The organism is Streptomyces sp. SDr-06 (assembly GCF_003324565.1).
Classification (GTDB): domain Bacteria; phylum Actinomycetota; class Actinomycetes; order Streptomycetales; family Streptomycetaceae; genus Streptomyces.
In genome coordinates this window covers 151,013-173,387 of the sequence record NZ_QOLA01000014.1, presented here as the reverse complement: position 1 = coordinate 173,387, position 22,375 = coordinate 151,013, and the positions used below count along the sequence as shown (strand labels likewise).

Genomic DNA, 22,375 nt, shown 5'->3' with positions numbered 1-22,375 from the left:
GGGGCGGGCGGGCCCGGACGTACGGGTGGGGCGCGCGGCGTGAGCTAATGCACGGTATGAGCTACTTCATGACCGACCTGTCGGGCACCTCGGTCGCCGAGCCCGACGAGGCGACGATGCGCACGATCCTCGACGGCCTGGCCGACGCCGACGACGAGCACCCCGATGTCTCCCTGACCCACGAGAACGGCTGGTCCCTGAGCGCCTTCCCGAGCGGCGAGCTGCTCTGGCTCCTGTGGGAGAACCTGGACGAGCCGGACGCGCCCCCGCGCCAGCTGTCCGGCGTGTCCAAGGACGAGGTGCTGCGACTCTTCGGGCTGCTCGCGAAGGGTGACACGGCGGAGATCGAGCGCCTGGCCGGTTCCTGACCCGCAGCCCCGGGGCGCACGGCGCATATCCACAGGGCAATCGCGCTCCCGTGCGCCGCCCCGGCGGCGGAACCTTCTCCCCGGAGCCGTGGCGTCCTAGGACAGGTAACCGGAGGCGGAGCGGTCCGGGGAGGGCCGCGCGGACCAAGGGGGCACAGCCTGTGGAGAAGAGGCTGTGGAAACGGGGTGTGTGCGTGGCGGCGTGCACGGCGGCAGCGCTGCCGTTCGTCGCCGGGGTGCCGGATCCGGCGGCGCCCGCGCGCATGGTGACCACGGCGGCGACGGCCGCCGCGGTCGGCTCCGCACCCTCGCGGTCCACGCCGGGGCCCGGCCCTTCCACGCCACTGGCCGGGCCCCCTTCCACCGCGCCGAAGCCGTCGCCGAGCGCGGACGCCCGCAGAGGTGTCCTGGGCGCTCAAGGACCTGGCGGGCTCGGGCGCCCTCGCCATCTGGTTCCTGCTGATGGTGCTGCTCCTGGAGAAGGCGTTCCCCTCCCAGCTCGCCAGAACGCGCTGGCCCGCTGATGGCGCACGGTGCGGCGGCGCGAGGTCCGGGTACCCGGCCCGTTGCGGCTCGGCGGCTACGCGCTCGGCGGCGGGACGCTCGTGGTGTGGGCCGACGCGACCACCCGCTGGGGTGCGGGGACCGTCGTCAAGGTCCTGGGCGCCGCGGCCGGAATGCTGCTCGTCCTCATGACGTACGAGAAGACCAAGGACTGCCTGGCGCGGTCGGGGCGGGCCGGGCTGCGGTCCGAACTCCGGGTGGTTCCTGGCCGCGGGCGTTCTCGCTGTCGCTGCGCGGCTGGGTGGCCCGCCGGGAACGGCGGGCCACGACGGCGTGAGCCCGGGTCAGACCCTGCGCCCGGCCCGCCAGACCTCGCTCACCAGCGGGACGCCGGGCCGGTAGGCGAGGTGGACGTGCGAGGGCGCGTCCAGGAACGCCAGGTCGGCGCGGGCGCCGGGGGCGAGCCGGCCGATGTCGGTGCGGCGCAGCGCGGCGGCGCCGCCCGCGGTCGCCGACCAGAGCGCCTCGTCGGGCGTCATCTTCATGTCCCGTACGGCGAGGGCGATGCAGAACGGCATGGAGGAGGTGAAGGACGACCCCGGGTTGCAGTCGGTCGACAGCGCCACCGTGGCTCCGGCGTCCAGCAGCCGCCGGGCGTTGGGCCACTGGGCCCGGGTCGAGAACTCGGCGCCCGGCAGCAGGGTCGCCACGGTCGCGCTGTTGGCGAGCGCGTCGACGTCGGCGTCGGTGAGGTGGGTGCAGTGATCGGCGGACGCGGCCTCCAGCTCGACGGCGAGCTGCACTCCGGGCCCGTACGTCAGCTGGTTGGCGTGGACGCGCGGCAGCAGCCCCCGGGCCTTGCCCGCGGTCAGGACGGCGCGCGCCTGGTCCCCGTCGAAGGCGCCCTTCTCGCAGAAGACGTCGACCCAACGGGCGTGCGGGGCGCAGGCGTCGAGCATCGCGCCGGTGACCAGCTCGACGTACCCCGCGGGGTCGTCGGCGTACTCGGGGGCCACGATGTGCGCGCCGAGGTAGGTGACCTCGTCGGTGTGCCTGGCCGCGATGCGCAGCGCGCGGGCCTCGTCCTCGACGGTGAGCCCGTACCCGGACTTGGTCTCCAGGGTGGTGGTGCCCTGCCGCAGCGCCTCGGCGAGGTAGCGGGCGACGTTGGCCCCCAGTTCCTCGTCGCTCGCCGCGCGGGTGGCGGCGACGGTCGTCCGGATGCCGCCGGCCGCGTACGCCTGGCCGGACATGCGGGCGTTGAACTCCTGGGTCCGGTCGCCCGCGAAGACGAGGTGGCTGTGGGAGTCGACGAACCCGGGGATCACGGCGCGGCCCCGCGCGTCGACGGCCTCGTCGGTCGGGGGCGCGTCGGCCGTGCGGCCCACCCAGGCGACCCGGTCGCCCTCGACGACGAGGGCGGCGTCGTGGACGAGGCCGAGGGGGCCGTCCCCCTTTTCGGGGTCGTTGGTGACGAGGGTGGTGATGTTCCGTACGAGGGTGGTGCTCATGACTTCCTTTCTGTCCCCCGCCCCGCCCCTGGCAGGGTTGTTCCCGGCAGCCCCGAGGGGTCAGGTGCGCAGGGTGGTCAGGGCCTTGGACAGGGCGGACGGGACGTCGGGCATCAGGGTGTGGGAGCCGTCCCGCACGATCGGACGGCCACCCACCACCACGTGCCGCACATCGGCCGCGGACGCCGCGAAGACGGCCGTCTCGGCGGCGAGCCGAGGCACCGCCCCCGCCGTACGGACGGAGTCCAGCGCGATCGTGGCGAGGTCGGCGAGCGCGCCCGCCTCGATCCGCCCCGCCTCGTCCCAGCCGAGCGCCGTGTGCCCGTCGGCCGTGGCCGCGCGGAGGAGGGCGGCCGCCGTCCAGTGGCCCCGGGTGCGGGTGCGCAGGCGCTCGTCGAGCTCCATCGCCCGCGCCTCTTCGAGGATGTCGATGACGGCGTGGCTGTCGCTGCCCAGCGAGAGCGGGGAGCCCGCCCGCTGGAGGGCGAGCGCGGGGCCGATGCCGTCGGCGAGATCGCGTTCGGTGGTGGGGCACATGCAGGTGCCGGTCCGCGTGGTGCCGAGCAGGGCGATGTCCCCGTCGGTGAGGTGGGTGTTGTGCACGCCGGTGGTGCGCGGCCCGAGCACCCCGTGCTCGGAGAGCAGCCGGGTCGGCGTCATGCCGTACGCGTCCAGGCAGGCGTCGTTCTCGGCGGTCTGCTCGGACAGGTGCACATGGAGCGGCGCCCGCCGCTCCTGCGCCCATCGCGCGACCGTGCCCAACTCCCGTGCGGGCACGGCCCGTACGGAGTGGACGGCCGCGCCGATCCTGGCGTGCGGCCGCTCCTTGAGGGCCGAGCAGCGCTCCGCCCAGGCCTCGGCCGTGCCGTCGGAGAAGCGCTGCTGGTGCCGGTCGGGCGCCGCGCCGAACCCCGAGGACAGGTACGCCGTGTCGAGCAGGGTGATCCGGATCCCCGCGTCGGCGGCCGCGGCGATCAGCGCCTCGCCCATCGCGTTGGGGTCGTCGTAGGGCGTGCCGCCCGGGGCGTGGTGGAGGTAGTGGAACTCGCCGACCGCGGTGATCCCGGCCAGCGCCATCTCCGCGTACACGGCGCGGGCGAGCGCGTGGTACGAGTCCGGGGTGAGCCGGGAGGCGACCTGGTACATGATCTCGCGCCAGGTCCAGAAGGTCCCGGAGCCGACCTGCACGGTGGAGCGCAGAGCCCGGTGGAAGGCGTGCGAGTGGGCGTTGGCGAGCCCCGGCACGGTGAACCCGCGCAGCACGACGGCGCCGGGCGGCGGCGCCTCGACTCCCGTGCGGACGGCGGAGATCCGGCCGTCGTCGGCCACCTCCACGACCACGCCCGGCTCGGCCACGGGGTCCAGCCAGGCGTGCTCCAGCCAGTACGTCACCTGCACGCCAGGCCCTCCAGTACGTCGGCGAGTGCGAGCACCCCGGCGACGCAGTCGTCCTCGCCGGCGAATTCGGCCGGTGAGTGCGAGACGCCGGTGGGGTTGCGTACGAACAGCATGGCGGTCGGGATCGAGCCGGAGAGGATTCCGGCGTCGTGTCCGGCCCCGGTCCCGAGGACCGGGGTGTCACCGCCCAGGATCTTGGCGATCTCGTCCCGCAGCGCGTGCTCGAACTCCACGACGGGCGTGAAGGACTCGCGCACGACGCTGAGGTCCACCCCGTCGCGCTCGGCCCGCTCCCGGGCGGCCTGCTCGATCGCGGCGACGACCGTGTCCAGGGTGGACTGGTCGGCGGCCCGCGAGTCCAGCCAGCCGCGCACGAGCGAGGGGATGGCGTTGACGCCGTTGGGCTCGCAGGAGATCTTGCCGAACGTGGCCACGGCGCCCGCGAGTTGGGCCTCGCGGCGGGCCGCCAGGACGGTCTCGGCATACGTCAGCATCGGGTCGCGGCGGTCCACCAGGCGGGTGGTGCCCGCGTGGTTGGCCTCCCCCGCGAAGTCGAACCGCCAGCGGCCGTGCGGCCAGATCGCCGAGGCGATGCCCACGGCGTTCCCGCTCAGGTCGAGCGCCCGGCCCTGTTCGACGTGGAGCTCCACGAACGCGCCGACGCGGGCGAGGCGTCGCGGGTCCGGGCCGATGGCGTCCGGGTCGTACCCGGCCCGCTCCATGGCCTGCGGCAGGCTGACGCCGTCCTGGTCGCGCAGGCGGTGCGCGGCCTCGACGGTGAGCTGCCCGGCGGTGAGCCGCGAGCCCACGCAGGCCAGGCCGAAGCGGGCGCCTTCCTCGTCACCGAAGTTGGTGATCGCGAGCGGGCGGGTGAACTCGGCTCCCCTGCGGCGGAGTTCGTCGAGGGCGGCGAACGACGACACGACGCCGAGGGGGCCGTCGAAGGCGCCGCCGTCCGGGACGGAGTCCAGGTGCGAGCCGGTGACCACGGCGTCGCCGGCCTCCGGGTCGCCGGCCCAGGCCCACTGGTTGCCGTTGCGGTCGAGCTCGTAGGTGAGCCCTCGGGACTCCGCCTGGGCGCGGAACCAGTCCCGGCACTCCTGGTCGGCTCCGGTCCAGGCGTGGCGGCGGTAGCCGTGGGTGTCGGGGTGGCGACCGATGGGGGCGAGCTCGCGCCACATCTCCTGGAAGGAGGGGAGGTTTTCCCCACCCCGCCCCTTCCCGCTGCGACACTCGGCGGCTCCGCCGCGGGCCTCCGGGGGATGGGGACCGGGCGCCGCCCGGCGGGTGCTGCCGGGGGCTGCGCCCCCGGGCCCCCGCTCCCCGAACGCCGGAGAGGCTGGATGCGCCGGTCGTCCGGCTTCCGACCGTGCGTGGCCGCTCGCGCAGTTCCCCGCGCCCCTGGCGGGGTCGGTGCCGGGCACGCCCGCGTCCCCAGCAGGCGGGGTCACTCGCCCTCCCGCATCGGGATGCGGACCCCGCGCTCGTCCGCCACCGACTCCGCGATGTCGTACCCGGCGTCGACATGCCGGATGACACCCATGCCCGGGTCGTTGGTCAGGACGCGGCGGATCTTCTCGCCCGCCAGCTTCGTGCCGTCGGCCACCGACACCTGCCCCGCGTGGATGGAGCGGCCCATGCCGACCCCGCCGCCGTGGTGGATGGAGACCCAGGACGCGCCGGAGGCCACGTTGACCATCGCGTTCAGGAGCGGCCAGTCGGCGATCGCGTCGGAGCCGTCCAGCATGGCCTCGGTCTCGCGGTAGGGGGAGGCGACGGAACCGCAGTCGAGGTGGTCGCGGCCGATGGCCAGGGGGGCGGCCAGCTCACCGGAGGCCACCATGTCGTTGAAGCGCTCGCCCGCCTTGTCGCGCTCGCCGTAGCCGAGCCAGCAGATGCGCGCGGGCAGGCCCTGGAAGTGGACCCGCTCGCCGGCCATCTTGATCCAGCGGTGCAGGGACTCGTTCTCCGGGAAGAGTTCGAGCAGCGCCTTGTCCGTCTTGTGGATGTCGGACGCCTCGCCGGACAGGGCGGCCCAGCGGAAGGGGCCCTTGCCCTCGCAGAACAGCGGCCGGATGTAGGCGGGAACGAAGCCGGGGAAGGCGAACGCCCGCTCGTAGCCCGCGAGTTGGGCCTCGCCCCGGATGGAGTTGCCGTAGTCGAAGACCTCGGCCCCGGCGTCCATGAAGCCGACCATCGCCTCGACGTGCCGGGCCATCGACTCACGGGCGCGGGTGGTGAAGCCCGCCGGGTCCTTGGCCGCGTACGCCGCCATGTCGTCGAAGTCCACGCCGACGGGGAGGTAGGAGAGCGGGTCGTGGGCGGAGGTCTGGTCCGTCACGATGTCGATGGGGGCGCCCTCGGCGAGCATGCGGGGCAGCAGCTCCGCCGCGTTGCCGAGCAGGCCGATGGAGAGCGGCCTGCGGGCGTCGCGGGCCTCGACGGCGAGCTGGAGCGCGTGCTCCGGGGAGTCGGCCTTCACGTCGAGGTAGCGGTGCTCGATGCGGCGCTCGATGGCGCGCGGGTCGACGTCGATGCAGATCGCGACGCCGTCGTTCATGGTGACGGCGAGCGGCTGGGCGCCGCCCATGCCGCCGAGGCCCGCGGTCAGGGTGATCGTCCCGGCCAGGGTGCCGCCGAACTTCTTCGCGGCGACCGCGGCGAAGGTCTCGTACGTGCCCTGGAGGATGCCCTGGGTGCCGATGTAGATCCACGAGCCGGCCGTCATCTGGCCGTACATGGTCAGGCCCAGCTGCTCCAGGCGGCGGAACTCCTCCCAGTTGGCCCAGTCGCCGACCAGGTTGGAGTTGGCGATCAGGACGCGCGGCGCCCACTCGTGGGTCTGCATGACGCCGACGGGGCGGCCGGACTGGACGAGCATCGTCTCGTCCTGCTTGAGGGTGCGCAGCGTACGCACCATGGCGTCGAAGGAGCGCCAGTCGCGGGCGGCCTTGCCGGTGCCGCCGTAGACGACGAGCTTGTCGGGGTGTTCGGCGACCTCGGGGTCGAGGTTGTTCTGGAGCATGCGCAGCGCGGCTTCCTGCTGCCATCCCAGGGCGCTCAGTTCCGTACCGCGCGGTGCCCGTACGGGGCGGGGTCCTGACATGGCGATGCCTCCTCGTGACCTGATCCAGATATTCACATCCTGGGTCACTGAATAGAACTAGTCAATAGACCGGTCCCTCTGCACGTCCGGCCGCCCGGTGATTGGCTTGATCCCATGACTCCCCAGGCAACGTCCCCGACGGCCGGGACCGCCGCGGCCCAGCGCCGCGAACAGGCCGTGCGGGCCGCGGTGGAGCAGGGCCTGGCCGGGCCCGACGCCCCCATCGTCGCCCTCCTGGACACCACCGGCATCCGCGCGGGCGCGGCCGCGCTGCGGGCCGCCTTCGCCGCCGTCACCGACGCGCCCGTGCTGCACGCCTTCGCCGTGAAGGCCTGCCCGCTGGTGCCGGTGCTCCGGCTGCTGCGCGCCGAGGGTCTGGGCGCGGAGGTCGCGAGCCCGGGCGAGCTGGCCCTGGCCGGGGCCGCCGGGATCAGCCCCGCCGACACGGTGCTCGACTCCCCCGCCAAGACCCCGGCCGAACTGCGCGAGGCGCTCGCCCTGGGCATCGCCGTCAACGCCGACAACCCCCAGGAGCTGGCCCGCCTGGACGCCCTCGTCGCTTCCCGGGACGGCCACCCGGGCGCCTCAGCGATCGGGCTCCGGATCAATCCGCAGCTCGGCGCGGGGTCCATCGACGCGCTGTCCACGGCGACGGCCACGTCCAAGTTCGGGGTGGCACTGCTCGACGACGGCGCCCGGGAGTGGGTGGTGCGGGCGTACGCGGAACGCCCCTGGCTGACCCGGCTGCACACGCACTCCGGGTCGCAGGGCGTGGCGCTCGCCCTCATGGCCCAGGGCGTCAGGGCCGCCTACGAGCTCGCCGAGGAGATCAACGCGGCGGTCGGCCGGCAGCAGGTCGACACCCTCGACATCGGCGGCGGGCTGCCGGTCAACTTCGGCTCCGACGAGGAGACACCGACGTACGCCGCCTACGCCCAGCTCCTCAAGGAGGAGGTGCCGGGCCTGTTCGACGGGCGGTACGGCCTGGTGACGGAGTTCGGCCGCTCGCTGCTCGCCAAGCACGGCACGGTCCTCGCCCGGGTGGAGTACGCGAAGAGCTCGGGCGGCCGGCCCATCGCGGTCACCCACGCCGGGGTGCAGATCGCGGCCCGCACCGTGTACGCGCCCGCCTCCTGGCCGCTGCGGATCGAGGCGTACGACGCGAAGGGCCGCCCCAAGCCGGGCCCGCCCGTCGCGCAGGACATCGCGGGGCCCGCCTGTTTCGCCGGGGACCTGCTCGCCGAGAACCGCCCGCTGCCCCTGCTCGAACAGGGCGACCACGCGGCCGTGCTGGACACGGGGGCGTACTACTTCGCCCACCACTACTCCTACAACTCCCTTGCCCGGCCCGGGATCTACGGCTTCACGGCCACGGCCGAGGGAGTGGAGTTCGCGACCGTACGCAGCCCGCAGCCCATCGCGGACCTGATCGCGGAGGCGGGCGGCGCGCAGGTGGACGCCCTGCTCTGAGGCCCCGGTGCGGTCAGCGGCGCCGGGCCCCGCCGGGTGCGGCGTCACCCGCGCCGAGGCCGGTGGTCCGGAAGCCGCGCACCCGCTTGCCCACCGGCGCGCCCCGCGGCACCCAGTCGGTGCGGACCCAGAGCAGCGCGTCGGCGGCCCGCTCGACCCGGCCGAGCCAGGCCGACTTCAGCCACAGCCCCGCGCCCGCCCCCGCCATCAGCAGGCCGCCCGCGCCGGGCAGCGCGAAGGCGGACCCGGCCGCAGCGGCGAAGCCGAGCAGCAGCCACCAGCGCCAGGCCCGCCGCCAGGCCCGCACGGTGACGGAGCGGTCCTGGAGGAAGTCCGCCTTGGCGGCGCGGGAGGCGGCCCCGGCGAAGTGGGTGTAGCGGCGGCGCCGGGTCACCGGCACGGCGACCGCCGCGACCAGGAACAGCGCGGCCCCCGCGAGCAGGCCGATCCGGCGCCCGGTCAGGCTCACCGGGAGCGCCGCTCCCAGGCCCGCGGCCAGCAGGCCGAACCACAACAGCGGGGCCGCCCCGGCCCGTACGATCACCGCCACGCGCGCCAGCGCCTGCCCTCCGCGCCCCACGTCACACCTCCGTGCCTCGAATCTTGGCGCGGAGGGTAGCCGGGCAAGATGAGCGGTTCCTGAGAGGCGCGCGTGGCTTCTACTCCACGAACAGGCCGCGCGCCGCCGCCTTCGCGTCGAACTCCTCCAGGCGGGCCTGCGCGTCCGGCAGGTCGTCACACATGGCTTCGAGCAGGACCCGGCCGAGCAGCATCGGCGCGCACGCCGTGTCGAAGGCGAGCCCGGTGCCGACGGCCGCCGGGATCAGCAGGTCGCTGTACTTGGCGACCGGCGCGAACGCCGAGTCGGCGACCGTGACCACGGTGAGCCCGGCGGACTGCGCGTACGCCAGCGCCTCGACGACCTCCCGGGGATGGCGCGGCAGCGCGAAGCACAGCAGGGCCGAGGCCCCGGCCCGCAGCGCCGCGTCGATCCGGTCGGCCAGCATGGTGCCGCCCTCGTCGAGCAGGCGTACATCCGGGTGGACCTTGGCCGCGAAGTAGGCGAAGCCGCGGGCCTGCGAGGAGGCCGCGCGCAGTCCGAGCACGGGCAGCGGCCGGGAGGCGGCGAGCAGCCGGCCCGCGTTCTCGACCGGCCCCGGGTCCGCGAGCAGCCCGGCCAGGTGCTGGAGGTTCTCGATCTCGGCCTGCACGGCCTGCTGGTACTCGTTGTACGAGGTCTCGGCCGCCTCGCCGGTCACCGCGGGGGCCACCTCGCGCAGGTGCCGGCGCAGCGCCGGGTAGCCGTCGAAGCCGAGGGCGACCGCGAACCGGGTGACCGAGGGCTGGCTCACCCCGGCGAGTTCGGCGAGCTCGACGCTCGACAGGAAGGGGACGTCGGCGGCGCGGCGCACCATGCAGTGGGCGATGCGCCGTTGCGTCGGGGTCAGCCTGCGCCCCTCGAAGAGCTGTTGCAGCCGTGCGGCAGGGCCCTCGCTCATGCCGTCCCCCTTCATACGTTCAGCTCCTTGAACCGGTCGAGCGGCGCGGCCGCCCGGTCGACGTCCGCGGTCAGCGGCCGGTCACTGGTGTCCTCGTCCCGTACGGAATCGGCGAGCGCGAACGCCCGCCCGATGGGCGGCTCCGGGTCCGGTCCCGGTCCGCGCCGGAGCAACGCCCCTGCCGCCGCGACCAGTTCGCCCCCCACCACCCGTCGCGGCACCCCGCCGGGCAGCGGGCTCCGGCGGGCCGCGAGCGAGGCGGAGCCGGCCCGCCCCTCGACGCCCCGAGAGAGTACAGCGTGGCCGAGCGGGGCCGGGGCGACCTCATCGGCCACCGCCCGCGCCCCGAGCACGACGATCCCCGTCGTCGCATCCCGCGGAGCATCCACGACGTGGGACGACAACATGCGCGAACACCACCTTTTCCGGACGCGGCACCAACGGCCCGGGCACGAACCATTGACAAGTTATTCAGACACCCAGAACTCTGCATGACCATATACAGCCGGGCAAGCCCGCACCGCCTCCTCGTCGCGAAGGAGCACACCCTCTCCATGGCCGAAGCAGCCCAGCCCGTCCGCCCCGCGGCACCGGGAGCCCTGCTCGTCGAGCGCCGCTCCATCGACGTCGTCCCGGACGAGGAGCGCCACGGCAGCGCCTTCAGCCAGTTCACGCTCTGGCTCGGCGCCAACCTCCAGATCACCGCCGTGGTGACCGGCGCCCTCGCCGTGGTCTTCGGCGGCGGCGCGTTCTGGTCCCTGATCGGCCTCGTCGTGGGCAACCTGCTGGGCGGCGCCGTGATGGCGCTGCACTCGGCGCAGGGTCCGCGCCTCGGCCTGCCGCAGATGATCTCCTCGCGGGCCCAGTTCGGCGTGCGGGGCGCGGTGGTGCCGCTGCTCCTGGTGATCGTGATGTACGTCGGCTTCTTCGCCAGTGGCAGCGTGCTCGCGGGCCAGGCGGTCGGTGAACTCACCCACCTCGGCGAGACCCCCGGCATCGTCGTCTTCGCCCTGGTCACGGCCGTGACGGCGACGATCGGCTACCGGGTGATCCACGCGCTCGGCCGGGTGGCGAGCGCGGTCTGCGCGCTGGCCTTCGTCTACCTGGGCATACGCCTGCTCGACCGGATCGACCTGGCGGCGGTCCTGCACGACCGCGCCTTCCACCTGCCGATGTTCCTGCTCGCCGTGTCCCTCTCGGCCTCCTGGCAACTGGCGTTCGGCCCGTACGTCGCGGGCTACTCGCGCTATCTGCCCCGCACGACCAGCGCCCGCGCCACCTTCTGGTGGACGCTGGCGGGCTCGGCGCTCGGCTCGATGGGGGTCCCCCCTGCTCTTTGAGAGCTTGGGGGAGGTCGATGACGTTCGGCGTGCTGGTCGCCGCGACGGCGGGCGACGCCTTCCTCGCCCACCAGGTCGGTTACGTGGTCGGGCTCGGCGGCACCGGTCTGATCGCCTCCTTCCTGTACTTCACGATCGCGCTGGGCAAGCTCACCATCAACGTGCTCAACACCTACGGCGGCTTCATGTCGATGGTGACCGGCGTCAGCGGCTTCCGCGCCCAGAGGACCATCGGGCCGCGCGCCCGCGCCCTCTACATCGGCGGCATCATGGTGGCCGGCACGGCCGTTGCCCTCGCGGGCAAGGACTCGTTCCTGACCTCGTTCAAGGACTTCCTGCTGTTCCTGCTGACCTTCTTCACACCATGGTCCGCGATCAACCTGGTCGACTACTACCTGATCTCCCGCGAGCGTTACGACATCCCGGCCCTGTTCGACCCGCGCGGCCGCTACGGCGCCTGGCGCTGGGACGCGCTGGCGGTGTACGTCCTCGGCGTGCTCGCCCAGCTCCCGTTCCTGGCCACGAGCTTCTGGACCGGCCCGCTGGTCGAGCGGCTCGGCGGCGCCGACGCCTCCTGGATCGTGGGACTCGCGGTCCCGGCGGCGCTCTTCCTCGTGCTGGCACGAGGAAGGAATACGGGGGGTAGCCCCCGTGTGCGGACGGCCCCGGATCCGTACCGTGACATGCATGGATGCCCGTGACACCGAGCCCAGGCCCAGTCTCGTGAAGGACGCTGAGCTCAAGAAGGAACTCGACGCCACCCTGAACGCCCGCAGGGAGCTCGGCCCCGAGTACGAGTCCGCGCTCGTCGACTCCTTCCTGGAGAAGGTCGAGCAGCGGGTGGACGGCTCGGTCGACCGGCGCGTGCGCAGGCAACTGGCGGAACAGCAGATGGTGGTGGCCCGCGGCGGCCGCCCGCCGCAAAGCGGCCAGGAGAGCCACTTCGGCGAGCGCTTCGGCTTCGCCATGATCTCGCTGATCCTCGCGATACCGCTCTCCGCGATCGGCGTGGTGAACGCCGGGTACAGCGGACTGCTCACCACCTGGCTCGGCATCGTGGCGGTGAACGCCGTGCACGCGGCGCACCGCTGGCCGTGGCTGCGCCCGCGGCGGTCCCGCGAGGACGACTGAGCCCCAACTGGCCGCGGAACGGGCTGAGTTGGACCGACGCCGACGGAGCGGGAAGAGGTGATCGCGGGGACCGCCGCACCCCCGGTCGCCCGGGGGGCGGGACGACGGCGGTCCCCGCGAGGGACACGGTCCCGGGTCAGGGCCGGTCTCCGCGTCCTGGGCGATCGGGGAGGTCCGGGAGCCGCTCCGGAGGTTCCTCGACGCCGCTGGTGTGCCGGCCGGGGCCCCTGCCCGGGGTCCCCCGCCGACATCCACCACTGTGCACGAGCCGTGTTAAGCGGGTGCTGCGCGCACATGTCGCGCTCGTACCGGTTGCGCGACTTCGGCTGCTTCGCCGCCACTTCCGCACCTCGCGGGCGAGGTGCGGAAGTGGCGGCGGCCCGGGGGCTACTGCGGGGTGCGGGCCAGGAAGGCCAGCAGGTCCTGGCGGCTGACCACACCGGTCGGCTTGCCCTCGACGATCACGATCGCCGCGTCGGCCTTGCCGAGCACGGACATCAGGTCGCCGACCGGCTCGCCGGAGCCGACCTGCGGCAGCGGCGCGCTCATGTGCTTCTCCAGCGCGTCGTCGAGCGAGGCGCGCTGGGTGAACAGGGCGTCGAGCAGTTCGCGTTCGACGACCGAGCCGATGACCTCGGCGGCCATCACGTCGGGGTGCCCCGCGCCCGGCTTCACGATGGGCATCTGCGAGACGCCGTACTCGCGCAGCACCTCGATGGCCTCGCCGACGGTCTCCTCGGGGTGCATGTGCACCAGCGAGGGCAGGTGACCGGCCTCCTTGAAGCCGAGCACGTCGGAGACGCGGGCCGAGGGGCCCGCCTCCTCCAGGAAGCCGTAGTCCGCCATCCACTCGTCGTTGAAGATCTTCGAGAGGTAGCCGCGCCCGGAGTCCGGGAGCAGCACGACCACCACGTCGTCCGGGCCGAGGCCCTCGGCGACCTTCAGCGCGGCCACCACGGCCATGCCGCAGGAGCCGCCGACGAGCAGGCCCTCCTCCTTGGCCAGGCGCCGGGTCATCTGGAAGGAGTCCTTGTCGGACACGGCGACGATCTCGTCGGTCACGTCCTGGTCGTAGGCGGTCGGCCAGAAGTCCTCGCCGACGCCCTCCACCAGGTACGGCCGGCCGGAGCCGCCGCTGTAGACGGAGCCCTCGGGGTCCGCGCCGACGATCCGCACCCGGCCGTCGCTGGCCTCCTTGAGGTAGCGGCCGGTGCCGGAGATGGTGCCGCCGGTGCCGACGCCCGCGACGAAGTGGGTGATCTTCCCCTCGGTCTGCTCCCACAGCTCGGGACCGGTGGTCTCGTAGTGCGAACGGGGGTTGTTGGGGTTGCTGTACTGGTCCGGCTTCCAGGCCCCGGGCGTCTCGCGCACCAGGCGGTCGGAGACGTTGTAGTACGAGTCCGGGTGCTCCGGGTCGACGGCGGTCGGGCAGACCACGACCTCGGCGCCGTACGCCCGCAGCACGTTGATCTTGTCCGTGGAGACCTTGTCAGGGCAGACGAAGATGCACTTGTAGCCCTTCTGCTGGGCCACGATCGCCAGGCCCACACCCGTGTTGCCGCTGGTCGGCTCCACGATGGTGCCGCCGGGCTTGAGCGCGCCGGACTGCTCGGCCGCCTCGATCATGCGGACGGCGATGCGGTCCTTCACCGAGCCGCCCGGGTTGAAGTACTCGACCTTGGCCAGGACTGTCGCCTGAATGCCCTGGGTCACACTGTTGAGCCTCACCAGCGGGGTGTTGCCTACGAGGCTGATCATCGAGTCGTGGAATCGCACCGTTGTCTCCGGGTCTCCGATTAGGTACCGCCAGCGTATGCGGATCACGACCGGGTGTTCACCTTTGCACTGGATTGAGCGACACCCGCTACCGGGCAGTTAGCTGTTGTACGACTGCAAGCTCCAGGGAGGTGGCGGTGGCGGGGACTCTGTCGAGAGCCAGGGTGGCACGGCGGATCGCGACGGGCGCGGCGTTCGGCGGCGGCGGCATCGGGCTGCTCGCCGGGGCGGCGGTCGGCGTGGTCCTGGCCGAGGTGGCCCTCGCCAAGCGCTCGGTGGGCGGCGGCTCCCCCCAGGCCCCGAACGCGGACGGCCTGTACGGAACCGCTTACGCCGACGGCACGCCGCCGCTCAGGCTCGGCATGCTGGGCGACTCCACGGCGGCCGGGCAGGGGGTGCGCAGGGCGGGCCAGACCCCGGCCGCGCTGCTGGCCTCCGGGCTCGCGGCGGTCGCCGAGCGCATGGTCACGCTGCGGAACGTGGCGCTGCCCGGGGCCCGCTCGGACGACCTAGAACGTCAGGTCTCGCTGCTGCTCGACGACCCGGACCGGCTCCCCGACGTCTGCGTGATCATGATCGGCGCGAACGACGTCACCACCCGGATGGCACCCACCACCTCGGTGCGCTACCTGTCCACCGCCGTCCGCCGCCTGCGGGCCGCGGGCGCCGAGGTGGTCGTCGGCACCTGCCCCGACCTCGGCACCATCGAGCCCGTCTACCAGCCGCTGCGCTGGCTGGCCCGGCGGGTCTCGCGCCAGCTCGCGGCGGCGCAGACGATCGTGGTGGTGGAGCAGGGCGGCCGCACGGTCTCGCTCGGCCACCTGCTGGGCCCCGAGTTCGAGGCGAACCCCCGGGAGCTGTTCGGGCCGGACAACTACCACCCCTCGGCCGAGGGGTACGCGACCGCCGCGATGGCGGTGCTGCCCACGCTGTGCGCCGCGCTCGGCCTGTGGCCTGAGTCCGACCACCCCGACGCCTCGCGCGACGAGGACATCCTGCCGGTGGCGAAGGCGGCCTCGGCCGCGGCGGCGCAACCGGGCACCGAGGTCACGGCGGCCCGCGCGCCCTGGGCCCTGCTCAAGCACCGCCGCCGACGGCGGCTGCCCGCCCCGGTCGAGCCCACCCGCAACGGCTCGCACACAAGACGCTGACGGTGGCGCCCCGGGAAGCGCCACCGCCTCTCGCGGAGCACCCCGGGCCCCACCCGGGAGCGCCACCGACCCCGCCCGGGAGGCACCCCCCGACCACCCCTGAGCAACCGCTTAGAAAAGAGTCCCGCATCACACGCCACCCCGGATGACCAATCCGGTACGTGCGGGTAACTTCCCAGGGAGTCCTGCCTTCCCATCCCCTGGAGCCGTGATGCCCGAAGCCGTGATCGTCTCTGCCGCCCGTTCCCCCATCGGCCGCGCCTTCAAGGGTTCCCTCAAGGACCTGCGCCCGGACGACCTGACCGCCACGATCATCGAGGCCGCACTGGCCAAGGTGCCCGGCCTCGACCCGCGCGACATCGACGACCTGATGCTCGGCTGCGGCCTCCCCGGCGGCGAGCAGGGCCACAACCTCGGCCGCATCGTGGCCGTGCAGATGGGCATGGACCACCTGCCGGGCTGCACGATCACCCGGTACTGCTCGTCCTCGCTCCAGACCTCCCGGATGGCCCTGCACGCCATCAAGGCGGGCGAGGGCGACGTGTTCATCTCGGCCGGTGTCGAGATGGTGTCCCGCTCCGTCAAGGGCAGCAGCGACGGCCTTCCCGACACCCACAACCCGTTCTTCGCGGACGCCGAGGCGCGGACCGCCGCCGTCGCGCAGTCCGAGGGCGCCGGCTGGCACGACCCGCGCGAGGACGGCCTGGTCCCGGACGCGTACATCGCGATGGGCCAGACCGCCGAGAACCTCGCGCGCCTCAAGGGCATCTCGCGCCAGGAGATGGACGAGTTCGGCGTGCGGTCGCAGAACCTCGCCGAGGAAGCCATCAAGAACGGCTTCTGGGAGCGCGAGATCACCCCGGTCACGACCCCGGACGGCACCGTGGTCAGCAAGGACGACGGCCCGCGCGCGGGCGTCACCGTCGAGGGCGTGTCGGGCCTGAAGCCCGTCTTCCGCCCGGACGGACTGGTCACCGCCGGCAACTGCTGTCCCCTGAACGACGGCGCCGCCGCCCTGGTGATCATGAGCGACACCAAGGCGCGCGAGCTCGGCCTGACCCCCCTGGCGCGCATCGTCTCCACCGGCGTCACGGGCCTGTCGCCCGAGATCATGGGCCTCGGCCCGGTCGAGGCCTCCCGCCAGGCGCTGAAGCGGGCCGGGCTCACCGTCGACGACATCGACCTCTTCGAGATCAACGAGGCCTTCGCCGCCCAGGTGATCCCGTCCTACCAGGACCTGGGCATCCCGCTGGACAAGCTGAACGTCAACGGCGGCGCCATCGCGGTCGGCCACCCCTTCGGCATGACCGGTGCCCGCATCACCGGCACCCTGATCAACAGCCTCCAGTTCCACGACAAGCAGTTCGGTCTGGAGACCATGTGCGTCGGCGGCGGCCAGGGCATGGCGATGGTCATCGAGCGCCTCAGCTAGCCGGCGATCTCCGGGGCGGCCGGAGCACTGCGTTGACCGCCGGTCGACGCAGTGTTGACGACCCGGCCGCCACAGGTTGAACGCACAGCGCGACAGCGACCCCGCTGACCTGGCCTCCCGCGTCCCACAGGCGGCGCACAGCCAACCGCACCGCGTCCTAACCGTGACCGAATCTCCCCCAGGATGTGACGTATCTCCTGCGGCGAGAGTAACTTCGCAGGTCAGGTGGGTTATGGCGGTAAACCCGGGGTCGAAAGACCTGTCCATTTCGTGACGTAATGCACTGACACCACGAGCGGGCTCACGACAAGCTGATGTAGGAAGTCGGGGAATCGTTTGAATCCGGGAGTAAGTCAGTGAGCGCCATGCCTCTTGCCCTGCTGCTGACCACGGCCGCTGCCACGGCCGTGGGCGCCGCTGCCCTGCACGCTGCCCACGGGCTGCGCAAGCAGGTGGTGGCTCTGCGCGAAGACCTGGCAGCCGCCCGTGCCGAACACCGCGCCGACCACAGCGTCTCCCTGCCCCAGCAGGCCCGCTCCAGCGCGACCCCGGCCGCCGAAATACGCGCCGCCGTCGCCGAGGCCCTCGCCGAGGAGCGGGAGCGCGAGCTGGCCGAGGCGCGCGCCTTCTGGGCCGCCCAGGAGGCCAGGGACGCCGCCGACGCGCCCTCCCCGATGCTGGGCGGGCTCGCGGGACTCGGCGAGGACGCCGCGTTCTTCCTGCCCCGCCAGGCGGACTTCGTGGGCCTGGAGGCCGAGGCACTGGAGATCGCGGAGGAGTTCCCCGAGGACTCCCCCGAGCTCGCCGCGGCCCGCCGCCGCCACCCCTCGCACCCCGACTTCGTGCCGGTCCAGACGCCCGTCGTCGCCGACCACGAGGCCACCGTCTCCCGCCTGGAGGAGCTCGCCGAGTCGCGTACCGCCCTGGCGGACGTGCGCCCCGGCCCGCTGGGCACGCTCGACGTGTACGTCTTCGCCGACGGCACCACGCTCTGCATGACCCCGGGCCACCGCGAGACCGCGGAGCGCCTCGCGGACGCCCTGCGCGACGGCGAGGCCCCGGTGCTGCTCGGCGGCTCCGGCGTGTCCGGCGCGTACGCGCTGACCTTCTCCTGCGGCGAGGAGAGCGTCTACATCCTCGCGGACCGGGTCATCGCCTCACTCTGAGGCGGGCCCGGCTCAGCCGAAGGCCCGCGCCCGCGCGGCTTCCACCAGCTCCACGGCCCCGTCCGGCTCCCCGCCGGGCGGGGTCTTCGCCGTGCGCAGCGCCTGCGCCAAGTCCCGTCCGGCGACCAGCACTTGGTCCGCGACCGCGAACACCCCGGCGTCCGGCATGACCCGCGGCTCGCGCCCGGGGTCCTCGACGCGCTGCGCCCGGACGGCCAACTCCCGGGCCAGCGCGAGCCCTTCGGCCGCCGCACCGCGCCTGAGGCGGCTCTCGGGGGCCGACCGCAGCCGGTCGGCGAAACGGTCCACGGCCAAGATCAACGGGTTCACATCGAGCACGCCGCGACCCTACGCGCCCGGCCCGCACTGTTGCCAATACGCGAACCCTCAGGCACGGTGCAGTGAAGGACCAGTAAGCGCAACGCCTCCGGAGGCGCCGATGTCCCAAGTCTTCTCCGAAGAGACCCATCGCAACCTGCTCTCCCGCATCCCCCATTGCACCGGTCGTGAAGTGTCCGACTGGCTCCGCACCGTCGAGGAGGGTCCCTCCCTCTTCCGCTTCGAGGAGAAGGTCAGCTGGCTCCGGAGCGAGCACGATCTCGCCTACGGACACGCCAAGGCGATCATCCATGAGTACGACCTGAGGCGGGCCGCGCGCCGCCTGCTCTAGCTCCAGGAGGAACCGTCCGGCCTCCCGCGCTCCCGCGCCGGAGGCGCACCGCCCCTTCGCCCCGTCGGTCCCCGGCCGACGGGGCGAAGTGCTGCCCGCCCGCCTCCGCGCCGATCGCCTTCAGTAGGTGAACTCCCCTTCCCTGCAAGGCCTTTCACCGCTTTACCTCTTGACGCTCCGGACGACGGGGAGCACAGTGACCGCGCAGCCCGCCGCTGAGAGCGCTCTCAGAGCGCTCTCTCTCCGAGAGAGGCACCCCCCACATGCGCCCGACACCCCACAGACGCGGTCCCGCCAGGCGAGCCCTGATCGCCGTGCTCTCCACCCTCGGCCTCGCCGCGGCCTCCGCCGCCGTGGTCGCCCTGCCCGCCAGCGCCTCCGCCCCGCCGCCCCCGGCGGGCTGGACCACCGTGTTCTCCGACGACTTCAACGGCCCGGCCGGGTCCGGGGTGGACCCCGCGAACTGGCAGTACACGACGGGCACCAGCTACCCCGGCGGCCCCGCCCACTTCGGCACCGGCGAGGTCGAGACGATGACCTCGTCCCCCAGCAACGTGGCGCTCGACGGCGCCGGGAACCTGCGCATCACCCCGCAGCGCGACGCCGCGGGCAACTGGACCTCGGGCCGCATCGAGACCAGGCGCACCGACTTCCAGCCCCCGGCCGGGGGCAAGCTCCGCATCGAGGCCCGCCTCCAGATGCCGGACGTGACGGGCGCCGCCGCCAAGGGCTACTGGCCGGCGTTCTGGGCGCTCGGCGCGCCCTTCCGCGGCAACTGGTGGAACTGGCCCGGCATCGGCGAGCTCGACATCATGGAGAACGTCCAGGGCCTCAACAACAACTGGTCCACCATGCACTGCGGCACCAGCCCCGGCGGCCCCTGCAACGAGACGACCGGCATCGGCGGCCAGAAGGCCTGCGACGGAACGACCTGCCAGGGCGGCTTCCACACGTACGCCGTCGAGTGGGACCGCTCGGGCCCCAGCGAGCAGATGCGCTTCTCCCTGGACGGCGTCACCTTCCATACCGTGAACCAGAGTCAGGTCGACGCGACGACCTGGGCGAACGCCACCAACCACGGCTACTTCGTCATCCTGAACGTCGCCATGGGCGGCGGCTTCCCCGACGCGTTCGGCGGCGGCCCCGACGCGGGCACCCAGCCGGGCCACGCCCTGGTCGTCGACTACGTCACCGTGCGCCAGGCCGGGGGCTCGGGCACCACGCCGCCCACCACCCCGCCCCCCGGGAGCCGGGACGCCTACGGCACCGTGCAGGCCGAGTCGTACGACCAGCAGTCCGGAGTCGTCCAGGAGGCCACCACCGACAGCGGCGGCGGCCAGGACATCGGCTCGATCGCCAATGGTGACTGGGCGCTCTACAAGGGCGTGAACTTCGGTACGACACCGGCCAGGCAGTTCTCCGCCAGGGTCGCCAGTGGCGCGGCGGGCGGGGTCAGCGGTCTGGTGGAGGTGCGCCTCGACAGCCGGAGCAACGCCCCCGTGGGAAGCTTCGCCGTCGCCAACACCGGCGGCTGGCAGAGCTGGCGCACGATTCCGGCCAACATCAGCGACGTCACCGGCACCCACGACGTCTATCTGACCTTCACCAGCGGCCAGGGAGCCGACTTCGTGAACGTCAACTGGTTCGGCTTCGGCCACTGACGAAGGGGCAGCCATGAAGACCGTACGGCTCCTCCTCGCGGCCGCGGCCACGAGCGCCCTGCTGTTCCTCACCGCGGCCGGCCCCACCGCCACGGCCGCCGACACCCCGCGGGCCGCGGCGGCGGGCTTCCCGATCACCTTCCGGAACGACACCCACGGGGCCTACGCCGACACCCAGATCTACGTGACCGTGCTCGGCCAGATCACGCCCGGCCAGTGGTCGTACCTCTTGCCCGACGGCGGCACGGCCCACATCGACCACCGCGACGCGAACGCGCCGGGCCACCTGACCAAACACGGCGTGAACTACCCGAACATGTCGTTCACCGTGGCGCGGGCGGGCGGCCGGGTCCCCTCCCCGTCCTCGATCCGCGGCGGCCGTATATACCTCTCGCTCGGCTCGCCGCTGTACATCCCGGTCTCGCCCGACGACCAGGGCTGGGGCGGCCCCGACCCGAACAACCCGTCCGACCCCAACAACGACGTCTTCTACGACTGGTACGAGTACACCTTCGTCAACGGGCAGGCGGCGTACGGCGGGAACACCACCCAGGTCGACCAGTTCGGCTTCCCGATGACCGCCCGGGTGCGCCAGACCTCCAGCGGCTACGACACGACCCGGGGCATCACCCAGAGCCGCGCCCAGGTGATGTCGGCGTACGCGGCCGCGGTGGGCCCGGCCTTCCGGCCGCTGCGATCCGCCTACCGGATCGTGGCCCCGCGCTCGGCCGCCGGGTTCCCGGCCGACTACCTGACCGCGACGGTGGACCGCACCTGGAGCTACTACGCCTCGCACCCGTTCACCCTGAACCTGCCGGGCGAGACGTTCGCCGGGCGCGTCGCGGGCGACACCCTGACCTTCACCAGGAACGGCGCCGGTCCGTTCACCCTGCGCAAGCCGACCTCGCGCGAGGTCATGGCCTGCTCAGGGGCGCTCGCCTCGGGCGGCGACGTGGAGAAGCGGCTCGGCGCGGAGTTCTGCGCCGCCTTCAACCGCGGTGTGTCCCAGGACACCTCGCAGTGGCACACCCCGGCCGCGTACTACAAGGGCGCGGCCGCGAAGAACGACTACGCGGCCTTCTTCCACACGGTCGGCCTGGCCGGGCGCGCCTACGGCTTCCCGTACGACGACATCGACGACCAGTCCTCGGTCCAGATCCTGGGCAACGCGAACCCGCCCACGGAGCTGACGCTCTCGATCGGCTGGTGAGCGACGGGAACGACGAGGGGCCCCGCCCGGCAGTGCGCCGGGCGGGGCCCCTCGTCGTCAGCGGTCGGGTCAGTCGTTGCCCTGGAGGATGGAGATCAGCCGCAGCGCCTCCAGGTAGATCCACACCAGGGTCATGGTGAGGCCGAAGGCCGCGAGCCAGGACTCCTCGCGCGGGGCGCCGTAGGTGATCCCGTCCTCGACCTGCTTGAAGTCCATGGCCAGGAAGCAGGCGCCGAGGATGATGCCGATGATCCCGAAGAGGATGCCGAGGCCGCCGCTGCGGAAGCCGAGGCCGTCACCTCCGCCGAAGACCGCGAACAGCGTGTTCGCCAGCATCAGCAGCAGGAAGCCGATGGCCGCCGCCATGACGAAGCCGGTGAAGCGGCGGTTGACCCTGATCAGCCGGGTCTTGTAGGCGATGAGCACGCCGGCGAAGACCGCCATGGTGCCGAGCACCGCCTGCGGGACCGCGCCCGCCGACACATGCGTGGTGACGGCCGAGCTGATCACGCCGAGGAAGACGCCCTCGAAGGCCGCGTACCCGAGGATCAGTGCCGGGGTCGGCTTGCGCTTGAAGGACTGGACCATGGCGAGGACGAAGGCGACCAGAGCCGCGCCGAAGGCGATGCCGTACGACTTGCCGATGTTCGCCGCGTCGACCGGCAGCGCCAGCCAGGCCACGACCGCACCGGCGACGACCGTGCCGAGCGTGATCGCGGTCCGCGACACGACGTCGTCGATCGTCATCACACCGGAGCGGGCCGGCGCCTGGGGGGCGCCGTACTGCGTGTCCTGCTGTGCGTACGGATTGGTCGCGTACGGGTTCGTGGGCGCCTGCGCGTACGGGTTGCCCCCGGCCTGCGGCTGCTGCGCGGTGTTGAAACCGGCGTAGCCGTTGTCGCGGCTGAACCCCCGTCGCGAGAAGACCGGGTTGCTGCTCCTCATCTCACTCCTCCGTGGCCGCCGAGTGCGGCCTTGCCGT

19 protein-coding genes and 1 pseudogene are annotated in these 22,375 nt (G+C 73.0%); 10 read left to right on the top strand and 10 right to left on the bottom strand.

What is annotated here, in order from left to right; all coding sequences use genetic code 11:
• The first annotated feature begins 56 nt into the window (after nt 1–56).
• On the top strand, nt 57–368 hold the full coding sequence (locus tag DT019_RS25965; RefSeq protein WP_114039327.1) for a hypothetical protein: 312 nt from the start codon (nt 57–59) through the stop codon (nt 366–368).
• 848 nt (nt 369–1,216) lie between these two features.
• On the opposite strand, the gene hutI is transcribed toward DT019_RS25965, so the two are convergent.
• The 4 genes from hutI to hutU all read right to left on the bottom strand — a co-directional run bounded on the left by hutI (nt 1,217) and on the right by hutU (nt 6,887).
• Nucleotides 1,217–2,383 (bottom strand): imidazolonepropionase, encoded by a 1,167-nt coding sequence (gene hutI, locus DT019_RS25960; RefSeq protein ID WP_114039326.1) that lies wholly within the window; start codon nt 2,381–2,383, stop codon nt 1,217–1,219.
• A gap of 60 nt (nt 2,384–2,443) precedes the next feature.
• The gene (locus DT019_RS25955) at nt 2,444–3,781 is read right to left on the bottom strand and encodes a formimidoylglutamate deiminase (protein WP_114039325.1); all 1,338 of its coding nucleotides are present in this window, start codon (nt 3,779–3,781) and stop codon (nt 2,444–2,446) included.
• Nucleotides 3,772–4,962, bottom strand: a complete 1,191-nt coding sequence (locus DT019_RS25950) for an allantoate amidohydrolase (protein ID WP_114039324.1) — start codon at nt 4,960–4,962, stop codon at nt 3,772–3,774. Before DT019_RS25950 ends, DT019_RS25955 begins: the two co-directional genes overlap by 10 nt.
• A gap of 266 nt (nt 4,963–5,228) precedes the next feature.
• Nucleotides 5,229–6,887, bottom strand: coding sequence for a urocanate hydratase (gene hutU, locus DT019_RS25945; RefSeq protein ID WP_114039323.1), 1,659 nt, complete (start codon nt 6,885–6,887; stop codon nt 5,229–5,231).
• Nucleotides 6,888–7,001: 114 nt separating this feature from the next.
• Between hutU and DT019_RS25940 the strand changes: the two genes are divergently transcribed.
• Entirely contained in the window at nt 7,002–8,357 is a 1,356-nt protein-coding gene (locus DT019_RS25940; protein WP_114039322.1) for a diaminopimelate decarboxylase, read from the top strand.
• 13 nt (nt 8,358–8,370) lie between these two features.
• On the opposite strand, the gene DT019_RS25935 is transcribed toward DT019_RS25940, so the two are convergent.
• The 3 genes from DT019_RS25935 to DT019_RS25925 form a co-directional block, all read right to left on the bottom strand.
• Entirely contained in the window at nt 8,371–8,937 is a 567-nt protein-coding gene (locus DT019_RS25935) for a hypothetical protein (protein ID WP_114039321.1), read from the bottom strand.
• Between the two features lie 79 nt (nt 8,938–9,016).
• Complete coding sequence (locus DT019_RS25930) at nt 9,017–9,856, bottom strand: MurR/RpiR family transcriptional regulator (protein ID WP_114039362.1); 840 nt, start codon at nt 9,854–9,856, stop codon at nt 9,017–9,019.
• A gap of 11 nt (nt 9,857–9,867) precedes the next feature.
• The gene (locus DT019_RS25925) at nt 9,868–10,263 is read right to left on the bottom strand and encodes a hypothetical protein (RefSeq protein ID WP_114039320.1); all 396 of its coding nucleotides are present in this window, start codon (nt 10,261–10,263) and stop codon (nt 9,868–9,870) included.
• A 147-nt stretch (nt 10,264–10,410) separates the two neighbouring features.
• Between DT019_RS25925 and DT019_RS25920 the strand changes: the two are divergent.
• Nucleotides 10,411–11,897 (top strand): annotated as a pseudogene (locus tag DT019_RS25920) (purine-cytosine permease family protein).
• Nucleotides 11,884–12,327 (top strand): hypothetical protein, encoded by a 444-nt coding sequence (locus DT019_RS25915; RefSeq protein WP_114039319.1) that lies wholly within the window; start codon nt 11,884–11,886, stop codon nt 12,325–12,327. Before DT019_RS25920 ends, DT019_RS25915 begins: the two are co-directional and overlap by 14 nt.
• Nucleotides 12,328–12,714: 387 nt before the next feature.
• Here DT019_RS25915 and DT019_RS25910 read toward each other — a convergent pair whose 3' ends face one another.
• Complete coding sequence (locus tag DT019_RS25910) at nt 12,715–14,103, bottom strand: cystathionine beta-synthase (protein ID WP_114039318.1); 1,389 nt, start codon at nt 14,101–14,103, stop codon at nt 12,715–12,717.
• A 164-nt stretch (nt 14,104–14,267) separates the two neighbouring features.
• Here DT019_RS25910 and DT019_RS25905 point away from each other — a divergent pair, with 164 nt between their 5' ends.
• From DT019_RS25905 to DT019_RS25895, 3 genes are all read left to right on the top strand, one after another.
• The gene (locus DT019_RS25905; RefSeq protein WP_114039317.1) at nt 14,268–15,254 is read left to right on the top strand and encodes an SGNH/GDSL hydrolase family protein; all 987 of its coding nucleotides are present in this window, start codon (nt 14,268–14,270) and stop codon (nt 15,252–15,254) included.
• 211 nt (nt 15,255–15,465) lie between these two features.
• Nucleotides 15,466–16,686 (top strand): acetyl-CoA C-acetyltransferase, encoded by a 1,221-nt coding sequence (locus tag DT019_RS25900; RefSeq protein ID WP_114039316.1) that lies wholly within the window; start codon nt 15,466–15,468, stop codon nt 16,684–16,686.
• Between the two features lie 365 nt (nt 16,687–17,051).
• Complete coding sequence (locus DT019_RS25895; RefSeq protein ID WP_223279756.1) at nt 17,052–17,852, top strand: hypothetical protein; 801 nt, start codon at nt 17,052–17,054, stop codon at nt 17,850–17,852.
• Nucleotides 17,853–17,864: 12 nt separating this feature from the next.
• Here the strand turns inward: DT019_RS25895 and DT019_RS25890 are convergent, their stop codons facing one another.
• Complete coding sequence (locus DT019_RS25890) at nt 17,865–18,191, bottom strand: hypothetical protein (protein ID WP_114039315.1); 327 nt, start codon at nt 18,189–18,191, stop codon at nt 17,865–17,867.
• A gap of 100 nt (nt 18,192–18,291) precedes the next feature.
• Here DT019_RS25890 and DT019_RS25885 point away from each other — a divergent pair, with 100 nt between their 5' ends.
• From DT019_RS25885 to DT019_RS25875, 3 genes are all read left to right on the top strand, one after another.
• Nucleotides 18,292–18,522: a DUF4287 domain-containing protein gene (locus DT019_RS25885; RefSeq protein ID WP_053725101.1), complete on the top strand. Its 231-nt coding sequence runs from the start codon at nt 18,292–18,294 to the stop codon at nt 18,520–18,522.
• A gap of 263 nt (nt 18,523–18,785) precedes the next feature.
• Nucleotides 18,786–20,183: a glycoside hydrolase family 16 protein gene (locus tag DT019_RS25880; RefSeq protein ID WP_114039314.1), complete on the top strand. Its 1,398-nt coding sequence runs from the start codon at nt 18,786–18,788 to the stop codon at nt 20,181–20,183.
• Nucleotides 20,184–20,196: 13 nt separating this feature from the next.
• Nucleotides 20,197–21,393 (top strand): glycoside hydrolase family 64 protein, encoded by a 1,197-nt coding sequence (locus DT019_RS25875; RefSeq protein ID WP_189389924.1) that lies wholly within the window; start codon nt 20,197–20,199, stop codon nt 21,391–21,393.
• Between the two features lie 69 nt (nt 21,394–21,462).
• On the opposite strand, the gene DT019_RS25870 is transcribed toward DT019_RS25875, so the two are convergent.
• Nucleotides 21,463–22,338, bottom strand: a complete 876-nt coding sequence (locus tag DT019_RS25870) for a Bax inhibitor-1/YccA family protein (protein ID WP_114039312.1) — start codon at nt 22,336–22,338, stop codon at nt 21,463–21,465.
• Between the last annotated feature and the right edge of the window lie 37 nt (nt 22,339–22,375).

What these genes read in the sequence shown, in the direction of transcription:
- DT019_RS25965 (WP_114039327.1), top strand. Translation starts at nt 57, where the DNA reads ATGAGCTACTTCATGACCGACCTGTCGGGCACCTCGGTCGCCGAGCCC.
- hutI (WP_114039326.1), bottom strand. Translation starts at nt 2,383, where the DNA reads ATGAGCACCACCCTCGTACGGAACATCACCACCCTCGTCACCAACGAC.
- DT019_RS25950 (WP_114039324.1), bottom strand. Translation starts at nt 4,962, where the DNA reads ATGTGGCGCGAGCTCGCCCCCATCGGTCGCCACCCCGACACCCACGGC.
- hutU (WP_114039323.1), bottom strand. Translation starts at nt 6,887, where the DNA reads ATGTCAGGACCCCGCCCCGTACGGGCACCGCGCGGTACGGAACTGAGC.
- DT019_RS25940 (WP_114039322.1), top strand. Translation starts at nt 7,002, where the DNA reads ATGACTCCCCAGGCAACGTCCCCGACGGCCGGGACCGCCGCGGCCCAG.
- DT019_RS25930 (WP_114039362.1), bottom strand. Translation starts at nt 9,856, where the DNA reads ATGAGCGAGGGCCCTGCCGCACGGCTGCAACAGCTCTTCGAGGGGCGC.
- DT019_RS25925 (WP_114039320.1), bottom strand. Translation starts at nt 10,263, where the DNA reads ATGTTGTCGTCCCACGTCGTGGATGCTCCGCGGGATGCGACGACGGGG.
- DT019_RS25915 (WP_114039319.1), top strand. Translation starts at nt 11,884, where the DNA reads ATGGATGCCCGTGACACCGAGCCCAGGCCCAGTCTCGTGAAGGACGCT.
- DT019_RS25900 (WP_114039316.1), top strand. Translation starts at nt 15,466, where the DNA reads ATGCCCGAAGCCGTGATCGTCTCTGCCGCCCGTTCCCCCATCGGCCGC.
- DT019_RS25895 (WP_223279756.1), top strand. Translation starts at nt 17,052, where the DNA reads ATGCCTCTTGCCCTGCTGCTGACCACGGCCGCTGCCACGGCCGTGGGC.
- DT019_RS25885 (WP_053725101.1), top strand. Translation starts at nt 18,292, where the DNA reads ATGTCCCAAGTCTTCTCCGAAGAGACCCATCGCAACCTGCTCTCCCGC.
- DT019_RS25880 (WP_114039314.1), top strand. Translation starts at nt 18,786, where the DNA reads ATGCGCCCGACACCCCACAGACGCGGTCCCGCCAGGCGAGCCCTGATC.
- DT019_RS25875 (WP_189389924.1), top strand. Translation starts at nt 20,197, where the DNA reads ATGAAGACCGTACGGCTCCTCCTCGCGGCCGCGGCCACGAGCGCCCTG.
- DT019_RS25870 (WP_114039312.1), bottom strand. Translation starts at nt 22,338, where the DNA reads ATGAGGAGCAGCAACCCGGTCTTCTCGCGACGGGGGTTCAGCCGCGAC.